The 17,041-nt window shown below is 42.5% G+C and carries 21 protein-coding genes; 15 read left to right on the forward strand and 6 right to left on the reverse strand.

Going from position 1 to position 17,041, the window contains the following annotated elements; all coding sequences use genetic code 11:
• The first annotated feature begins 16 nt into the window (after window positions 1-16).
• The 6 genes from ctaD to BLW54_RS08065 all read left to right on the forward strand — a co-directional run bounded on the left by ctaD (window position 17) and on the right by BLW54_RS08065 (window position 5,125).
• Window positions 17-1,888 carry a cytochrome c oxidase subunit I gene (gene ctaD, locus BLW54_RS08040; protein ID WP_035505599.1) on the forward strand — a complete coding sequence of 624 codons (1,872 nt, stop codon included), beginning with the start codon at window positions 17-19 and terminating at the stop codon, window positions 1,886-1,888.
• On the forward strand, window positions 1,885-2,508 hold the full coding sequence (locus BLW54_RS08045; protein ID WP_074733881.1) for a cytochrome (ubi)quinol oxidase subunit III: 624 nt from the start codon (window positions 1,885-1,887) through the stop codon (window positions 2,506-2,508). The genes ctaD and BLW54_RS08045 overlap by 4 nt, the downstream gene beginning before the upstream one ends.
• 3 nt (window positions 2,509-2,511) lie before the next feature.
• Complete coding sequence (gene ctaF, locus BLW54_RS08050) at window positions 2,512-2,838, forward strand: cytochrome c oxidase subunit IVB (protein ID WP_035505596.1); 327 nt, start codon at window positions 2,512-2,514, stop codon at window positions 2,836-2,838.
• A 247-nt stretch (window positions 2,839-3,085) separates the two neighbouring features.
• Entirely contained in the window at window positions 3,086-3,985 is a 900-nt protein-coding gene (gene ctaG / locus BLW54_RS08055) for a cytochrome c oxidase assembly factor CtaG (RefSeq protein WP_074733883.1), read from the forward strand.
• Window positions 3,986-4,015: 30 nt separating this feature from the next.
• Complete coding sequence (locus BLW54_RS08060) at window positions 4,016-4,471, forward strand: DUF420 domain-containing protein (RefSeq protein ID WP_035505591.1); 456 nt, start codon at window positions 4,016-4,018, stop codon at window positions 4,469-4,471.
• Window positions 4,472-4,585: 114 nt separating this feature from the next.
• The gene (locus BLW54_RS08065) at window positions 4,586-5,125 is read left to right on the forward strand and encodes a GNAT family N-acetyltransferase (protein WP_074733885.1); all 540 of its coding nucleotides are present in this window, start codon (window positions 4,586-4,588) and stop codon (window positions 5,123-5,125) included.
• A gap of 67 nt (window positions 5,126-5,192) precedes the next feature.
• Here BLW54_RS08065 and ytvI read toward each other — a convergent pair whose 3' ends face one another.
• Window positions 5,193-6,251 (reverse strand): sporulation integral membrane protein YtvI, encoded by a 1,059-nt coding sequence (ytvI, locus tag BLW54_RS08070; protein ID WP_208598916.1) that lies wholly within the window; start codon window positions 6,249-6,251, stop codon window positions 5,193-5,195.
• Window positions 6,252-6,381: 130 nt separating this feature from the next.
• Window positions 6,382-6,858 (reverse strand): YugN family protein, encoded by a 477-nt coding sequence (locus BLW54_RS08075; protein WP_035505583.1) that lies wholly within the window; start codon window positions 6,856-6,858, stop codon window positions 6,382-6,384.
• A 206-nt stretch (window positions 6,859-7,064) separates the two neighbouring features.
• Here BLW54_RS08075 and BLW54_RS08080 point away from each other — a divergent pair, with 206 nt between their 5' ends.
• The 4 genes from BLW54_RS08080 (at window position 7,065) to BLW54_RS08095 (ending at window position 9,622) form a co-directional block, all read left to right on the forward strand.
• Window positions 7,065-7,493, forward strand: a complete 429-nt coding sequence (locus BLW54_RS08080; protein WP_035505582.1) for a CBS domain-containing protein — start codon at window positions 7,065-7,067, stop codon at window positions 7,491-7,493.
• A gap of 157 nt (window positions 7,494-7,650) precedes the next feature.
• On the forward strand, window positions 7,651-8,670 hold the full coding sequence (locus BLW54_RS08085; protein ID WP_035505579.1) for a CAP domain-containing protein: 1,020 nt from the start codon (window positions 7,651-7,653) through the stop codon (window positions 8,668-8,670).
• 59 nt (window positions 8,671-8,729) lie between these two features.
• The gene (gene ylbD, locus BLW54_RS08090; RefSeq protein ID WP_035505577.1) at window positions 8,730-9,095 is read left to right on the forward strand and encodes a spore coat protein YlbD; all 366 of its coding nucleotides are present in this window, start codon (window positions 8,730-8,732) and stop codon (window positions 9,093-9,095) included.
• Window positions 9,096-9,178: 83 nt separating this feature from the next.
• Entirely contained in the window at window positions 9,179-9,622 is a 444-nt protein-coding gene (locus tag BLW54_RS08095) for a YlbF/YmcA family competence regulator (protein ID WP_035505574.1), read from the forward strand.
• 3 nt (window positions 9,623-9,625) lie between these two features.
• Here the strand turns inward: BLW54_RS08095 and BLW54_RS08100 are convergent, their stop codons facing one another.
• Entirely contained in the window at window positions 9,626-9,955 is a 330-nt protein-coding gene (locus tag BLW54_RS08100; protein ID WP_074733889.1) for a hypothetical protein, read from the reverse strand.
• An 85-nt stretch (window positions 9,956-10,040) separates the two neighbouring features.
• Between BLW54_RS08100 and BLW54_RS08105 the strand changes: the two genes are divergently transcribed.
• Entirely contained in the window at window positions 10,041-10,319 is a 279-nt protein-coding gene (locus tag BLW54_RS08105; protein ID WP_035505571.1) for a YlbG family protein, read from the forward strand.
• Between the two features lie 103 nt (window positions 10,320-10,422).
• Here the strand turns inward: BLW54_RS08105 and BLW54_RS08110 are convergent, their stop codons facing one another.
• Window positions 10,423-10,812, reverse strand: coding sequence for a DUF7147 family protein (locus BLW54_RS08110; protein ID WP_035505569.1), 390 nt, complete (start codon window positions 10,810-10,812; stop codon window positions 10,423-10,425).
• 558 nt (window positions 10,813-11,370) lie between these two features.
• Between BLW54_RS08110 and rsmD the strand changes: the two genes are divergently transcribed.
• Together rsmD and coaD are read left to right on the forward strand one after the other, a co-directional pair.
• Window positions 11,371-11,961, forward strand: coding sequence for a 16S rRNA (guanine(966)-N(2))-methyltransferase RsmD (rsmD, locus tag BLW54_RS08120; protein ID WP_279626540.1), 591 nt, complete (start codon window positions 11,371-11,373; stop codon window positions 11,959-11,961).
• 12 nt (window positions 11,962-11,973) lie between these two features.
• A complete protein-coding gene (gene coaD, locus BLW54_RS08125) occupies window positions 11,974-12,450 on the forward strand; it encodes a pantetheine-phosphate adenylyltransferase (protein WP_035505565.1) in 477 nt (158 codons plus the stop codon).
• Between the two features lie 25 nt (window positions 12,451-12,475).
• Here the strand turns inward: coaD and spoVV are convergent, their stop codons facing one another.
• Window positions 12,476-13,672: a dipicolinic acid transporter SpoVV gene (gene spoVV / locus BLW54_RS08130; protein WP_035505563.1), complete on the reverse strand. Its 1,197-nt coding sequence runs from the start codon at window positions 13,670-13,672 to the stop codon at window positions 12,476-12,478.
• 167 nt (window positions 13,673-13,839) lie between these two features.
• Between spoVV and BLW54_RS08135 the strand changes: the two genes are divergently transcribed.
• On the forward strand, window positions 13,840-14,637 hold the full coding sequence (locus tag BLW54_RS08135) for a patatin-like phospholipase family protein (protein WP_035505561.1): 798 nt from the start codon (window positions 13,840-13,842) through the stop codon (window positions 14,635-14,637).
• A complete protein-coding gene (locus BLW54_RS08140) occupies window positions 14,634-15,665 on the forward strand; it encodes a SepM family pheromone-processing serine protease (RefSeq protein WP_035505558.1) in 1,032 nt (343 codons plus the stop codon). The genes BLW54_RS08135 and BLW54_RS08140 overlap by 4 nt, the downstream gene beginning before the upstream one ends.
• A gap of 79 nt (window positions 15,666-15,744) precedes the next feature.
• Here the strand turns inward: BLW54_RS08140 and BLW54_RS08145 are convergent, their stop codons facing one another.
• Complete coding sequence (locus BLW54_RS08145; RefSeq protein ID WP_074733893.1) at window positions 15,745-16,956, reverse strand: nucleotidyltransferase; 1,212 nt, start codon at window positions 16,954-16,956, stop codon at window positions 15,745-15,747.
• Between the last annotated feature and the right edge of the window lie 85 nt (window positions 16,957-17,041).

Consider the following 17,041-nt stretch of genomic DNA (forward strand, 5'->3'; position numbering starts at 1 on the left):
AAAGGGAGGTTAAAGCGTGAGTACTGCAGTAGCACAAAAACGTGGGCTCGGCGCTGTGATTTGGGATTACTTAACGACAGTAGACCACAAGAAGATTGCACATCTTTACTTGGTCGCTGGGGGACTGTTTTTCCTAATCGGTGGGCTCGAAGCCATGATAATTCGGATCCAGTTGATGAAGCCGGACAATAACTTCATCTCTGCTGGACTTTACAATGAAATGATCACAATGCATGGGACGACAATGATTTTCTTAGCTGCCATGCCGCTCATCTTTGCCTTGATGAATGCTGTTGTCCCTTTACAAATCGGGGCGAGGGACGTTGCCTTCCCATTCTTGAACTCCTTAGGTTTCTGGTTGTTCTTGTTTGGTGGGCTGATGCTGAACGTGTCTTGGTTTACAGGCGGGGCACCGGATGCTGGTTGGACGAACTATGCTCCGTTATCAACGATATCTCCGGGACACGGGGTAGATTACTATGTCATGGGGCTGCAAATTTCGGGGGCTGGAACATTAATCGGTGGGATTAACTTCCTAGTGACCATCGTCAATATGAGAGCTCCTGGAATGACTTACATGCGTATGCCATTGTTCACATGGTCTACATTTGTAACAAGTACGTTGATTCTCTTTGCATTCCCTGCACTGACCGTTGGACTTTTCCTTATGATGTTTGACCGCATGTTCGGATCTGCATTTTTCGATGTAGGCCTCGGCGGTAATGCGATTATTTGGGAACACCTATTTTGGATTTTCGGTCACCCGGAAGTTTACATACTGATTCTTCCGTTATTCGGAGCTTTCAGTGATATCTTTTCCACCTTCTCCAAGAAACGTCTATTCGGATACTCAGCGATGGTATTCGCAACTGTGTTAATTGGTTTCTTAGGATTTATGGTATGGGCTCACCACATGTTCACCGTTGGTATGGGACCGATCGCTAACTCTATTTTTGCTGTAGCGACGATGGCGATTGCGGTTCCTACAGGAATCAAGATCTTTAACTGGTTATTCACGATGTGGGGTGGTCAAATTAAGATGACATCGGCCATGCTTTGGTCTGTGGCCTTCATCCCATCATTTACCATCGGTGGAATGACAGGGGTTATGCTTGCCGCAGCTGCAGCTGACTACCAGTATCATGACACATACTTTGTAGTTGGTCATTTCCACTATGTTATCGTTGGTGGTGTAGTCTTTGGTCTATTTGCGTCTCTGCACTACTGGTGGCCGAAGATGTTCGGTAAAGTTCTAAATGAGAAGCTTGGCAAGTTGGCCTTCTGGCCGTTCTTTATCGGTTTCCATTTAACTTTCTTTATCCAGCATTTCTTAGGATTAATGGGTATGCCTCGTCGTTATTGGGTTTTCCAGGAAGGACAAGGTCTTGCCACAGGGAATATCATTAGTACAGCAGGTGCCTTCTTGATGGCACTTGGCACGATCATTTTCTTGATCAATGTCATCTATACTTCTGTCAAAGAGAAGAAAGTGAGTGGAGACCCTTGGGGTGGTCGTACGCTTGAATGGTCGATTCCATCACCGCCTCCACACTATAACTTTGTTCAAACACCACTGGTTCGTGGTCTGGATCCACTATGGGTAGAAAAAATGGATGGTAAAGAGGGCATGACACCTGCCGAACCGCTTGGTGACATTCACATGCCAAATGCATCCATCCTTCCGTTTACAATATCACTTGGTTTGTTTATTGCTGGTTTCGGCTTTATCTACCAAGTGGATGATCCCACATGGTTGATTGCGGTGTTCGCGGGTATGGCTATTACATTGGGCTCTATGCTAACGCGTTCCCTTAAAGATGATCTGGGTCACCATATTCATAAAGAAGAACTGGAAGAAGATATTAAGAAGGGGGTTGGCAAATCATGAGTTCTGAAGATGTACTCAATCCAAAACATATGCCGCACGATCCGGAAAAAGCCACCCTTGAAGGCAAAAACAAATTTATAGGATTCTGGTTTTTCCTTGGCGGAGAAACTGTTCTATTCGCAAGTCTTTTCGGTACGTACCTTGCATTGAATGGGTCCACACAGGGGGAGAATACACCTGAGCATTTATTTGGACTCGAGCTTGTGTTCATCATGACAATGCTCCTTCTGACAAGTTCCTTAACGAGTGTTTATGCTATGTATCACATGAAGAATCAAGACTTTAAGAAGATGCAGATATGGTTAGGAATTACAGTCGTTTTAGGACTTGGATTCCTTGGAATGGAGATTTATGAATTTTACCATTATATTCACCACTATGAATTTACATTCCGCTCTTCAGCATTTGGTTCTGCTTTCTATACGCTTGTTGGTTTCCACGGGGGACACGTTCTCTTTGGATTATGCTGGATTGTATCACTGATGCTCCGAAACCAGAAGCGTGGATTAAACTTATACAACGCGCCGAAGTTCTATATTGCAAGCTTGTACTGGCACTTCATCGACGTTGTATGGGTGTTCATTTTCACAGTTGTGTACCTTATGGGAAAGGTGGGTTAATCCATGGCAGATAACACACATTCCAAACCTGTGCATCACAGAGAATTTGAAAAGAAACAGCACCGCGAAGAAATGAAACAACAGGTTCTTACATTCGCTTTGATGATCCTGTTTACATTAATCGCATTCGGTATGGTCATTATGGAAGTGAACTCTTACTTCATCATTCCAACGTTGATCATTCTGGCTGTTGTCCAGGTAGCTTTTCAGCTCTATTACTTCATGCATATGAAGAACAAAGGGCATGATATGGTTGCATTGATGATGTATGGTGGCGCAGCCGTTGCGTTACTAACCATCATCACCTTCACATCCATCATCTGGTGGTAATCCTAAAGCTGATAAAACCTAATAAGGAAAAAGACCGGTGCTGCCGGTCTTTTTTCATTGCTCTGAAAATTTTAGTCTGGTCCCTTATTGGAGAGGAGTGTAAACAGTTTCCGAACGTTCATTCTTAGTACATATAGATATGACTAAATTATGAACAATCGTAGGAATTCCTTATGTATACTCGTTTTTTTGACGATAATTAGGTAAAATGAAGAAGTACAAGTAAACAATCTGAGGTGAGGCACCTATGTGGTTAGAACTTCAAATTTTTGGCTTCCGAGCCTTGTGGAGTCCGTATTATTTTCTATTCGTTCTGTTACTAGCAGCTTTTTATTTTTACATAACAGGACCTGGTCGTAAAAAAGGTACGGAGCGTCCGAGTGGGGCTCAACAGTTTATGTTTTATAGTGGTATGCTGCTTTTATACATCGTTAAAGGTTCCCCAGTCGATTTGCTAGGGCATATCATGTTTACCGCCCATATGACACAAATGGCGATTTATTATTTATTGTTTCCTATTTTAGTTATTAAAGGGTTACCAACATGGATTTGGAAGAAAGTGTTTGCAACAAAAGGAATAAAATCGATCCTGCATTTACTTACACGTCCACTTATTTCCCTATTGCTGTTTAACGCCCTTTTTTCTATGTATCACATGCCTGTGATCTTTGACTATGCGAAATCGAGTGAACTTGCACACGCTGTGATTACGACAACCATTTTGTTTGTTGCTTTTTGTATGTGGATTTCCGTATTTCCTCCACTGGAGCGACTGGACAGGTTGAGTCCAATCTTAAAGATTGGTTTTATTTTCGCCAATGGGGTCTTGATTACACCAGCATGCGGCTTAATCATTTTTGCCGGATCACCGCTTTACGAAACTTACTCTGAAGCTGGGGCGTGGATGCAGGCGATGACGTTGTGTGTGCCTGCAGATGTGTTGAATGGAATCTCACCGAACTTAAATGGCCCCAATTATTTTACAACGATGCCGCTGATTGAAGATCAACAGCTTGGTGGAATTATTATGAAAGTCACACAAGAGATTATTTTTGGGGCAATCATTGCTTATATTTTCTTCAGCTGGTTCAACAAAGAAAGAGATACGATTGATCCATTACCGAATCAGTTACAAACGGATTCTTAGAACGTTGTTTAGAGGGGAAGAGGTGGAAATATGCCATTATTGCCGACATTGAGTACATTTTTCATTGTATTGAGCGCCGTACTCGTTGCTGCCGGTTGGGTGTTGATCATTAAAAATAGAAAAAGCTCGCATCGAAAAGTGATGATTGCAGCAGCGATTAGTGCGTTAATCTTTTTTATTATTTATGCCAGCCGGACCATCTTTGTAGGTAATACAAGTTTCGGAGGTCCGGATGATATAAAGGCCTTTTATACGATCTTTTTAGTTTTTCATATCTTACTGGCAACTGTTGGAGCAGTGTTTGGGATCGTGACATTAACCTTTGCTTTTAATCGTAAAATCAAAAAACATGAAAAAATAGGACCGGTGACAAGTATCATTTGGTTCTTTACAGCTATTACAGGAGTGGCTGTTTATTTACTCCTTTATATTATTTATGATGGGGGAAAGACAACAAGCATGATCAAAGCTATATTGGGAACATAAGATGAACAACGAATCGTAAAAACGATTCGTTGTTTTAGTTTACATTTGGGTGAGGCAGGGTATGTTGGAATACGATGAAGTTTTCCATATACATAAAAAGGAAAGGATGACCAGATGAAATTAAAAACAGAGAGGTTGCAGCTTTTCCCGATCACCCTCGATCTTGCCCAAACGTTGATGAAGAATTCGCTTGCGTTCTATTATAAATTTCAGCTGCCATGGAATAAGAACTGGCCCCATAATGGTTTGAAAGCCCTAATGCCTATGTATGCGGAGCGCTTAGAAAATGATACCGAGGAACTTGGGTTTGGACCATGGGTAATGATAGATTCTGAAGGGGATCACGTCATCGGTGATATAGGGTTTAAAGGGAAGCCTGACCCTGAAGGCAATGTAGAAATTGGGTATCACGTGGTCGCTTCCGAGAGGAGTTTCGGGTATGCTTCAGAGGCAGTCGAAGGTCTCTGTGAATGGGCCTTTAAGAACGATCAAGTAAAAGGAATCGAAGCCCAATGTGATAAAGACAACATCCCATCACAAAAAGTATTGATCAATAATGGTTTTACCCACACCGGTAGAAATCAGGATATCCTGGTTTTTAGAAAAGAAAAAAAGATCTACCATCAAGAAAATACTTGTAACAAAGAATTTTAAAAAACCTGAAGCGATGGCTTCAGGTTTTTTAATTGGTCTGGGTTTCATGTATAGATGTTGGTTTCTTCTATAATTTGTAGTTCCACCGGATAATCCCAGCTTCTTTGGCAGAGTTGAATGCTATTACAAGGAGCGGTCCAAGAATGAATCCTAATAACCCGATAAGTTGTAACCCTAAGTACATGGCAATTAATGTAGCGAGAGGGGAAAGGCCGATATGGCGCCCCATCACTTTAGGTTCTACTGTACGCCTAATGGCAAGCAATACAATCGCCAGTAAACCAAGCTGTGTTCCCATGGCAATATCACCCGTGAGAAGCATATAAATAGACCATGGACCTAATATGACAATCGAGCCGATAATAGGAATGAAATCAATGGCCCAAATAATTAAGGACATGATTAAGGCAACATCAGGAGCGATCCATAATAAACCGGCCAATGATATAACGAAAATAACAATACTCACCAGAAATTGAGCTTTTAAAAACCCAAATACAACGTAAGAAAGACGCGCATTCATAAACTTCACCTTCTCGGAAGTCGCCTCTGTAAAATGCTCATGCATTTTATCTCTTAAACGAGGCAGTTCAAGCATGAACAAGAACAAGGCGATCAAATAGACGAGAAAGCTGACGAGCAGCTCTGGAATCTTGGCAGCAATGGCAGCTATATTGGAAAGTTGTAATTTTTCCGTGATGGCCGTTGTCGTACGGTCGACCGCATTCATAATTTCAGTGGTTACTTTATCAACGAATTCTTTTGGCAGCGTTTGTGAGAAGCTGGCCATGTGATCTTCCCAGTCCAGCAGGACGTCGTTGATCTGATTAATATACTGTGGTGCATTATCAGCAAGCTGGACAATTTGTGTAACAGCTCGTGTAACGGCAAATGACCCCAGCAAACCGAGGAATACAAGGAACAATAAAAATACAATAGTGACAGACATTTTTCGATTGATCCGGAATCTAAATTGAATCCACCTTATAGCCGGGTTCAGAAAAAGCGCGGTTACAAAAGCTAAGATTAATGGAATAGAGACGGGTAAAATAAAATAGCTTGCTATGATGAGTAAAGCGGATAGAAGTATTAAAATCCACTGTTTTTTTGAAAGTATTCGGAACAATTTATGTATAGGTCTCCTTTCTCCCATTGGCCTGACATGACTTCAATATTCATCCTTTTAAAAAAGTCGCTCACCATACTATGATGTGCGACTGTGGTATTCAGCCTCAAAGAAGGAGGCGGAATGATTATTAGCGGTGCTCGGAATCGCTGGAAAGCTCTTCCACTTTTTTGAGAACTTCTTCGTTTTCATTTTCTTCTGCCCACTTTTTCAGCTTGTCCAAGACAACATGCTCGGGCACTTGGCTGTGGTATTTTTTCGCAGGTTCACCCACTTTGGATACAAGCGATTTGGCTTTAGAAATAATGCTGTCAGTAAAGCCTTCCTCATGACCATATTCCACACCATGAGGATAATAATGACGTCCTAGAAGCGGTTTCATTAAGCGTACAACGGCATCGCCACTGTCGATATCACCTTCAAGCGCAAAACCCTGGATTCGAATATAATAGGTAATATTTTTTTCTGGCGCGGGGAGTTTATAATCGTAGGTTACACGCTCGTAGTCCCACGATCCTCCGAGGATGAATCCATTACTTTCCATGATTTCTGTCAATGGTTTAAGGTCAACAACGAGACCTTCAATCCCAGTGCCTTCTAATTTCATTTATTCCACCTCGCAATTGTTATGTAAGTTACCTTATTTAATATGAAAAGGTAAGGCTTGCCGTTTTGGCATGATGATGTTCATGCTTATGTTTAATATCTGTCTTTACCACATCATTATACTATAAATGGATACGTGATGCATGTAATAAATTTGGGAAATCGGGGACAATAAACATTGATCATGATTATTGAGGAGGATCTTTCATGAAAACTGTAAAAGATATCATGACAAGCGATGTCTCCATCTGTCATACTAATGACCAGTTGAGTGACGCAGCTTCTATGATGAAAGAAAAAAATGTTGGTGCCATTCCTGTTTGTGATGATCAAGGGAACCTTATGGGTATGGTAACAGACCGTGACCTCGTCATCCGTGGATATGCTGCGAAAAAACCTGATTCCACACCCATCCAGCAGGTGATGAGTGACCATATGTACAGTTGTTCGCCGGACACTTCATTAGAAGAAGCAAGCAAAATCATGGCCGAACACCAAGTGCGTCGACTGCCTGTTGTGGAAAACGGAAAACTTTCCGGCATTCTCTCTTTGGGCGATTTGTCCACAGAAGAGATGTCTGATCATGCAGCTGGTGTGGCTTTACAGGATATCTCTGAGCGTCCAGAGCTTCACTAAGCTTGAAAACCTGCTTGAATAGTCAAGCAGGTTTTCTTATTGGTTTTTTGATCAAAGGCCTAAACACAAAGGTCTATCGTTACTCCTTACTATTCTAATCATAGCTTATAGGAAAAAGCTTATACATAAAGTAAACGGTCTTACGAGGAGTCGGATAATGAATACAAAATTACGTGTTCTTTTCTTTAGCTTCTTTGTTTTTGGCGGATTATTGATATTGTGGTTTACTATTTCACAAAATCAAACAGAGGTTCCTCACACCTCAAAACCTTCGATCGAAACCGTCGCCCAACCAGAAAAACACTCGTCTCTGCCTTTCTTTTCTTTACGTGGGTTGACATCTGAAGAAGTGTTAAAGGAGTTAGGCGAACCTTTAAGGATGGATCCCAGTGAATACGGGTATAAATGGTGGGTATATGGGACAGATAAAGAAACGGAACTACAGCTCGGTATACAGGAAGATAAGGTGGTGACAGGGGTGCTTTTTCAAGAAGAAGAAGGGAGCATCCAAGTCCATGATTCTTACGAAGCTCTGACAGATAGGTTTTCATTTGAGGATTCTTATCGCCTTGATAGTGAAGGGGCCTATACGATGAAGTTAACAGAGCAGGATATCGCCGAACGACCCGTCATTTCGCTTGGGGACGATTGGTCGGCCCAAGTATATTTTGACAACGTCACCCGGAAAGTGTTCGCCATTCGAATGCTGCGGAATGACATTTTACTTAAACAGCAGCCGTATAAGGTGGTTTACCGTGGATCTTTGCCACAAAAGGAAATTTTGACAGATGAAGATTGGCGGGGGATCGAAGCTGGAATGAAGGCCCAAATCTTTTCCATCACGAATGGTGTACGTAAGCATCATAAAGCGGGAAGTCTTAAAGAACACGAGGAAGCCGCTAATGTAGCCTATTTACATAGCCAGGATATGGATATAAATAATTATTTTTCTCATTATTCCCAGGACGGCGAAGGACTGAGGGAACGTTTATCTGATGTCATGTATGTCCGAGCAGGAGAGAATATCGCTTCCCAATATGTTGATGCAACGGCTGCTGTTCATGGATGGTTGAACAGTCCAGGTCACCGGAAGGCATTGCTTGACCCCAAATATACCCACCTGGGTGTAGGGGTTCATCAAAAATATTACACTCAGAATTTCTTAACTTTACCATGAACGCCCACTTTCCTCTTGCATAGGCTATACTGTAGTTCTAACTGTGAGGTGTAGAAGGTATGAGTACAAATGAATTGCACCCGAGCGTCCAGCAGTTCAAATCCTTTGTTGACAGACACCCGAAAGTGAAAGGGCAGTTGAGGAAGAATCATAAATTAATTCAAAGCTATTATGAAAAATATATGATCCTCGGTGAAGACGACCCTTTCTGGGATTCCCTTCCTTCCAACAATAAAAAGGAAACCTCTCCAGCCAAAATGGACTGGATCAAACAGTTGGGGGGATTAATGGAAGAAATTAATTGGGAGGAAGTTTCCAGGCAGATTGATGAACTGAATGGTGCGATCGGTCACTTTCAACAATTGATCACCAACGTCAAGAAGGAGTCAGGAAAGAATAAAGAGATCGAATACCCTTATTACTAGGAATTTCGGCAGGTGGAAGACATCTCTTATTTTCCATCTGCTTTCCTATTTGATAAGATAGGAGATGGAGGTGGACATGTGATATGCTAGCAACAATGGAGATTGTCGATCTGCTGGACCGTTCTGAATCGATTGGCCGTATGATCTTGGAATCAGAAACGATGCAACAGTACCAGGAGGCTAAAAGAGCCCTTGAGAATGATAAAGAGGCGCAAAAGCTCATAAAAAATTTTGCAAATATGAAGGAACACTATGAGGACGTGCAACGATTCGGCCGCTACCATCCGGATTACAATACCATCATGAAAAAAGTCCGCTCCGTAAAAAGAGAGATGGATATGCATGAGACGGTAGCCCAGTTCAAAAGAGCGGAACGTAATATCCAAAAGCTTCTGGATGAAATCAGCGAAAGTGTAGCTTTCAGTGTAAGCGAACAAATTAAAGTGCCGAAGAACGGCATGGCGCTTACGGATACCGGCTGCAGCGGAGGATGTGGAAGTGGCGGAAGCTGTGGATGTGCTTCATAGGTTTTAAGGTTCAGTAAACCGTATACAATCATCGCATAAATTCCCACAGCAGAACATTTTCCGCTGGGGAACTAAGAAGCGGACACGATACACATAGAACGCCTGGTTCTTGCGGACATAGCTCATCGCAAGGGTCAGGCGTTTTCCTTTCATGGCTTTGGAAGCACACCACTTTAAAATATCTTCCAACTCACGTTTGGTAACTCCTTCTGCAGGCATTAAATAGACAAAAGGGATGCCGGCGATTTTTTTTAATTCGACTTCCTTTATGGCAATGGATTTTTCTAAGAGGTCTTCAAATAGAAGGGACGCCCGTTCATGATCAGTCACCATGACCACACACCTTTCCTCATTGCTGTATCTGTCGACTTTTGATAAACTGACGATAATATACTATGTTCTATGGGGAGTAGAGACGATGAACAGGACGAAACGACAAGGCATTATTGTATATTTTCAACATATGAAAAATATAAGACAAATTAAGAAGCATGGGCACCTGATTCATGCATCGAAGAAAATGAAGTATGCTTTATTGTATGTTAATCAGGAGGATGTCGAATATAAAATGGAAAAACTAGAGCGTCTACCATTCGTTTCCCGCGTCATCCCTTCCTATAAACCAGACATACGTACGGAGTATGAAGGTGCAAAACCGGATAAAGCTAAACAGTACGACTACAAGATGGGGATTTAAAAGTCCTAGACCTTACGAAAAAGCGCCCGCCTACCATGCGGACGCTTTTTTTCTGTATCCAGAAATGGTCGGGATGAACTTTTTCGTAACACAGGAAAGCTTTTTACGTTAACGGGGCAATGAATTTATTCATTCGGAGAATGCCGATCAAGTGTTGGTAGAATAGTTCCGTTTCCGGAAAAAGGTGGGAAGGCTTAATGGTGAATTCCGTAACCTCTTTTCCGGCATTTTCCGCCATTTGTTTATACAAATCAAAACGTTGGTTCGGCTTTTCGTGTGGATTTGGGATGCCTTCCCGACAAATATAAATCGGCTGGAATTTGTCATTATAGGCAGGCTTCATGACAAGTGAAAGAGAGGCTACAGGCTGGCCATTTTTTTCACTATAGAAAGCGATGGCATGCTGAATACGATCCGGCATACGATGACCAAGATCAATTAATTCATAAATGTCTGCATACCCTTCGCCAAGTTCAATGAATTTTTGTATCATAATTTATGTACGTCCTTTCTAAAAAGCAATCAAATTAAACGTAGCATGAAACCATGTCCATGTAAATTGGGAAAAGGAGAGGGCATCGAGAAGAGGGATCCTTTTAGCTAGGTCCAGTTTCTATAATATCGGAATGAAACCTTATCGGAAATAAGAAACGAAAGGATAGGCTTAAAGCACATTCTTATCCAAAGGAATGCAAAAAAATAGGGCCACCCATAGGGGCGGCCCCGCTTTTTTGAATCATACGAGATGAAACAAAAAAGTAAAGGGAGAGGAGAAACCGGAGGAAGAGCTTATGGGGATGTAAGCCTTCTCCGTTTTCAGAAGCAGTATCATCCGCTTCAAATGCTAGTATGTACGTTGTTCATTCTTATTATTCATTCCATAGTAAAAAAATTTATAGATCACCTGTTGGATCCCGCAAAAGGATACATGGAGATGGGAACAAAACAAATTTCTACCTTAGCCTGAATCACGCAAATGACAGGTTGTTTTTCTTTTTAGTACCTTAAATGCTACTTCCACAGCCAATAGCTTCCCTGGAAGCTTTGTTTTATGGTAGGATTATGGGGAATGCTGACAAGTGAGGTGTACAGGATGCGAGTAATTGCTGGTGAATTTAAGGGACGACCGTTGAAATCTGTCCCTACACATAAAACACGCCCAACGACCGATAAGGTGAAGGAAGCTGTCTTCCACGCGATTGGCCCCTTCTTTGAAGGTGGAAAAGCCTTAGATTTATTCGCGGGAAGCGGTGGTCTTGGAATAGAAGCTCTTAGTCGAGGGGTGGATTCGTGTGTTTTCGTTGATCAACAGCAAAAGGCGATCCAGACCATTTATGAAAATATTAAGCTTCTTCATGTGAATGATCGAACCGAAGTTTTTAAAACAGATGCGAATCGGGCGATTAAGGCCGCAGGGAAACGGAGCTTAACCTTTGATTATATTTTTCTGGATCCCCCTTATAAAAAGTTTTCTTATAAGGAATTGATGGAAGCGCTTTTAGATCACGAACTTGTGGCTGATGGAGCCATAATTGTGTGTGAACACGATGCATCTGAAAAGATCCCTGAAGAAGTGGGGCGTCTGAAACGAATGAAAACAGATCATTATGGGAGTAATATTGGTGTATCGATTTTTGAGTAAGGAGAGAAAAGTATGACACGTCTAGCGATTTGCCCGGGAAGCTTTGATCCCGTTACATATGGACATTTAGATATCATCCGCCGGGGAGCGAAGGTGTTCGACCACGTAATTGTGGCCGTTTTTAATAACCAAAGCAAAGCTCCTTTGTTCGATGTAGATGAGCGGACGAAGTTATTAGAGGAAGTAACAAAGGATATGGATAATGTATCTGTTGATGCATGCAGTGGTCTTTTAATGGACTACGCGGAAGAAAAAGGAGCACAGGCTATTATTCGCGGATTGCGGGCTGTCAGTGATTTTGAATATGAAATGCAAATTACTTCGATGAATCGTAAGTTAAATGAAGATATCGAAACCTTTTTTGTTATGACGAATAACCAATACTCATTTTTAAGCTCGAGTATTGTCAAAGAAGTAGCTAAATATCGGGCAAACATTAGTGATCTTGTTCCGCCTCCGGTAGAAAAGGCGCTTTCCGAAAAGTTTTAATCCTTCATATAAAGGCAAACGATCCCTACGCATCATATTCGTAGGGATCGTTTTTTATTCTTCGCTGACTGTTCCACTTTACGGCAATCATGAGCATAATCATTAGCAAAGTGATGGGAGGGCCATAGTGGGTGAAGAATTCAATAATCGGCGTGGTGAAATTCTCATTTGGATTCCATATAGGCATACTTTGCTGCTGGTAGGGCCGGAAAAGGTGATATAAAACAAAGACCAGACTTGCAGCTGTGAAGCCATGGGCTATCCGTGCAAGCGCGTAAGGTTTGAAGCGGATATCTGTCTCAGCAAGGATGCTTGCAATTTGAGCCTGAATGGAAAACCCGTGAAATCCGAGGATGAAGCTGACAATTACCAATTGCGAAAGCAGGGGTTCATGAGTTTCCGTAATCGCCCCTATTCCCGTGGTTAATTCGAGCATACCGGCTGTAAAGGGGACATGAAAGCTTTCGGGAATCCCCGTATAAAAAAGCAGGTGAGAAAAAATATGAATGGCTCCTGTTTGTTTTAATAATTCTGTAAGGACCGAAAATAACATGATGAAGCCACCGACCATGAGCAGGGTGTCTACAGAACGAGTGACGGCATCTCCCATCAATTTTCCCAGCGTCCGACCATCCTCCAGGCGCGACTGATGCATTTTATGAAAGGCATCCCTCCAGGTAGAAGACTTTCGGTCCATCGGGGATTCTTCCTCATGCTTTTTATAAAAACGCATGGCCATTCCGACTAAGAAATTTCCTCCATAGTGGGCAGCCGCAATAAGGATTCCGAGGCTTGCGTCATGAAAGAATCCGACAGCAATCGCACCAAAAATGAACAGTGGGCTGGAGGCATTCGTAAAGGCCACTAAACGCTCAGCTTCTATACGGGTAACTTGTCCTTTTTTTCTTAGGTCTGCCGTCCATTTCGCACCAGAGGGATAGCCACTGGCCATCCCCATGACCCAAACGAATCCACCGCAGCCGGGTACATTAAACAATGGTCTCATTAATCTCTCACTAAGAGCCCCGAGTCCATGCACGACACCAAAGCCGATAAGTAATTCAGCTGTAATGAAAAAAGGGAGAAGAGATGGAAAGACAACTTCCCACCAAAGGTCAAGTCCGCGTAAACTCGCAGAAAGAGCATCACGTGGGTACAAGATCAATGATATCGCAAGCGCTGAAGCAAGCAGTGTTAATGCGACGGTTTTTAATTTGGAAATGGAGAACGCCTCCTTGGTATGGCAGTTTTCTGTACTTCTTATAATAGGAATAGTAGAATGGGAATAGATTTCTCCGCGTTCACAGGTTGTCTATATTCCATGTGTACGCTCATAAGGGAAGGGTTTATTCCATAAAATAAACCGTATCGACGAAGGAGGAATGGCTCGTGAGCAGACCGCAAATAGGCTTGGCATTAGGTTCTGGGGGTGCGCGTGGTTTTGCACACTTGGGTGTTCTGAAAGTCCTTCGCGAACATAACATTCCCGTGGATTTGGTTGCGGGCAGCAGTATGGGGGCTCTTGTCGGCTCTTTTTTTGCTGCGGGCCAAAATATTGAAGACATGTATAAACTCGCTTTTACATTTAAACGAAAGTACTATTTGGATTTTACTGTCCCGAAAATGGGTTTTGTACAAGGGAAACGAATTAAAGAGTATATCCGGCTGTTCACTTTTGGGAAAAATATAGAGGATTTCAATATTCCAATGTCGATAGTAGCTACAGACCTTTATGCTGGTGAGAAAAAAACCTTCACCAAAGGTCCAGCAAGTGAAGCCGTTCGAGCCAGTATCGCTATTCCTGGTATATTTGTTCCAGAAAAAATTAATGATCGCCTCTATATTGATGGTGGCGTGATTGATCGCGTTCCTGTTTCTGTGGCCAAGGGAATGGGGGCGGAGTTCATCATCGCTGTGGATTGTGCTCATTTTGATGCCGATCCGAATATCAATTCCATCTATGATGTCATCACCCAGAGTATTGATATTATGCAGGATGAGCTTGTGACAGCTGTCGGTGTATCAACAGATGCAGATGTGATGATTAGACCAGATGTATCCAATTTTAGTTCCCGTGCATTTACCAATATTCCAGAAATTGTCGGGGCGGGTGAGAAAGCAGCGGAAAGTATCATTGAGGATATCAAAAAGAAACTCGCTGCGTGGAAGGGGTCTACGGAAGAATGAGGGCAAATCGAAGACTGATTATTACAGGAATTATAACTATCCTTATCGTAGCTTTTTTAGGAGCATTCAGGCTCCCCTATTACATTTATAAACCGGGAACGGCTGATCCACTGAACGATATTGTAGAGGTCACCGGGGGGTATGAAAGTGAAGGAGATATGCACCTTGTGACAGTCAGGGGCGGGCAGGCAACTCCATTGCAATGGATGCTTGCTAAAATTCGCCCTTTCCATCAAATTTATCCATTAGAAGAGATCCGACCGGAAGGGGTCACAGAAGAGGAATATTTCCATGCGCAACTCCAGATGATGGAATCCTCTCAAGAGGCTTCGAAAGTCGTCGCCTATCAAGCAGCAGAAAAAGAGATCGATATTACCTATGAAGGTGTCTATGTAATGAATGTCATTGAAGGTATGCCTGCTGAGGAGATCCTGGAAACAGGGGATCAAATCGTCAAAGTGGATGGGCAGGAAATTAAAGAAACGAGTGACTTGATTAACTATGTTACGAACATGGAAGCAGGCGAGTCTGTCACCTTGTCTATCGTTAGAAAAGATAAGGAAATTGAACGAGATCTTGAACTTGCCCCATTCCCGGATAACCCGGATAAAGTGGGGGTCGGCATTTCGCTTGTCACAGACCGGTCTGTAAAAGTCAGCCCGGAAGTGAATGTGAAAAGCGGTCAAATTGGCGGACCAAGTGCCGGGTTAATGTTTTCACTAGAAATCTACGATCAATTAACAGAATCGGACCTTACGAAAGGGTATGAAATCGCCGGTACAGGGGAGATCAATTATGAAGGGCAAGTGGGCCGGATTGGAGGAATTGATAAGAAAGTGGTAGCCGCTTCTGAACATGGAGCCGATGTCTTTTTTGCCCCGAATGAAGAGGGAAGAGAAGGATCCAATTACCAAATTGCCAAAAAGGCAGCCGAGGAAATTGATACAAACATGAAGGTTGTACCTGTAGATACATTTAATGATGCATTAGAATATTTACAAAATTTAAAACCTCAGCAAGAAGCCTGAAAAGCAGCCGTTCCGCTAAGGGACGGCTGCTTTTTTAGCTATTATGGCAGCTGTCACGCTTCCAAACAGCTCAGCTGACTTAAAGGATGACAGGAGCCTCGTATTCTCTCTTTAGTTTGTTAACTCTTTGCTTTGGACTTAATACACTGTAATAAGCGGCAGCTGCTCTTGCTTCCAGGTCGAGCATGTCATGAGTGAACTGTTGTGGCTGGGTGATGATCGGAATATCTGCTTCTTTTTTAATTGAACGCAGGTATCTCTTTCCTGTTTCCGATAGGCCAAGGACTCGCGCATATGGAGGGGGTGTTTCTCTCAAGAGGATACGAGCTTCTTCCTTATCCGTGCCTACGAGAATATGGGCAAGTGTGCGCTGAAGACGTGTCCAAGTGTAACGTTTGGTCTTTAGGGAAGATAGAAACTCATGAAAGGTAGCAGATGCTTTAATCATTCTTTTCAAACGGTATTCTAATCCTTCATCCACTCCATGGAAACATCGGAGCGTACTTTCTTCCATTGTCATGATTTTGTATTGCAATAAATGGAAATAATCCTCCCAGTTGTGCCAGCGACCTTGGTGGATCTGATAGTGCTGCAATACCTTAACCGTTTGAGGAGGAAGACAGAGTTCCGATTTCTCTGTCATTGCTTCTGCCTGCAAGAGTTCTTTTCTTATACTTGTGGCACTAGAGATCTGGCCCGACATTTCTTCATCATGATAGTGATTGTTCTTTCTCAATACAGTTAGTGGCTCTACCTCAGGGGCATAAGTAAGAAGCTGTTTCACATAACTATAACCCAGAATGTTATTTGGTTGAGTGAGGTCAATCGACCCTGAGGGAAAGGAGATCGCTTCATACCCAAGGCGGGATGCTTCAGGGTAAGCATACCCTTCATTTAAATACATGCGTACGGTGGCATTAAATTCTTCCTGGTGTTTGTTCATATGGTCAAAGGCTTCTAAAAAACTTTCGATACGGCCGTTTTCACTTCCGAAACAAATACTGTCCACTCCCATTTCAGCCAATGTTTGAACCGCACCTTGACTAAAAAAATCACTATGTTGCACGGCATATAGAAATGGAAGTTCGATAACCAGGTCTGCCCCCCCGTGAAGAGCTGCCTCTGTTCGGTGCCACTTATCAATGATCGCCGGCTCGCCGCGTTGTAGAAAGTTTCCACTCATAATCGCAATCATACAGTCGGCTTCTGCATGTTTTTTGGATTGTTCCAGATGATAAAGATGTCCATTATGAAAGGGGTTATATTCGACAACTACTCCACAAGATTTCATTATGATCCTCCTGTCCGTTTCTTTACTATTGAACAAGTGTTTGGTTTATTTTATCATGATAGTAGGGAAAATTCGCTTCCTATTC

The organism is Halobacillus karajensis (genome assembly GCF_900108515.1).
Classification (GTDB): Bacteria; Bacillota; Bacilli; order Bacillales; family Halobacillaceae; genus Halobacillus; species Halobacillus karajensis.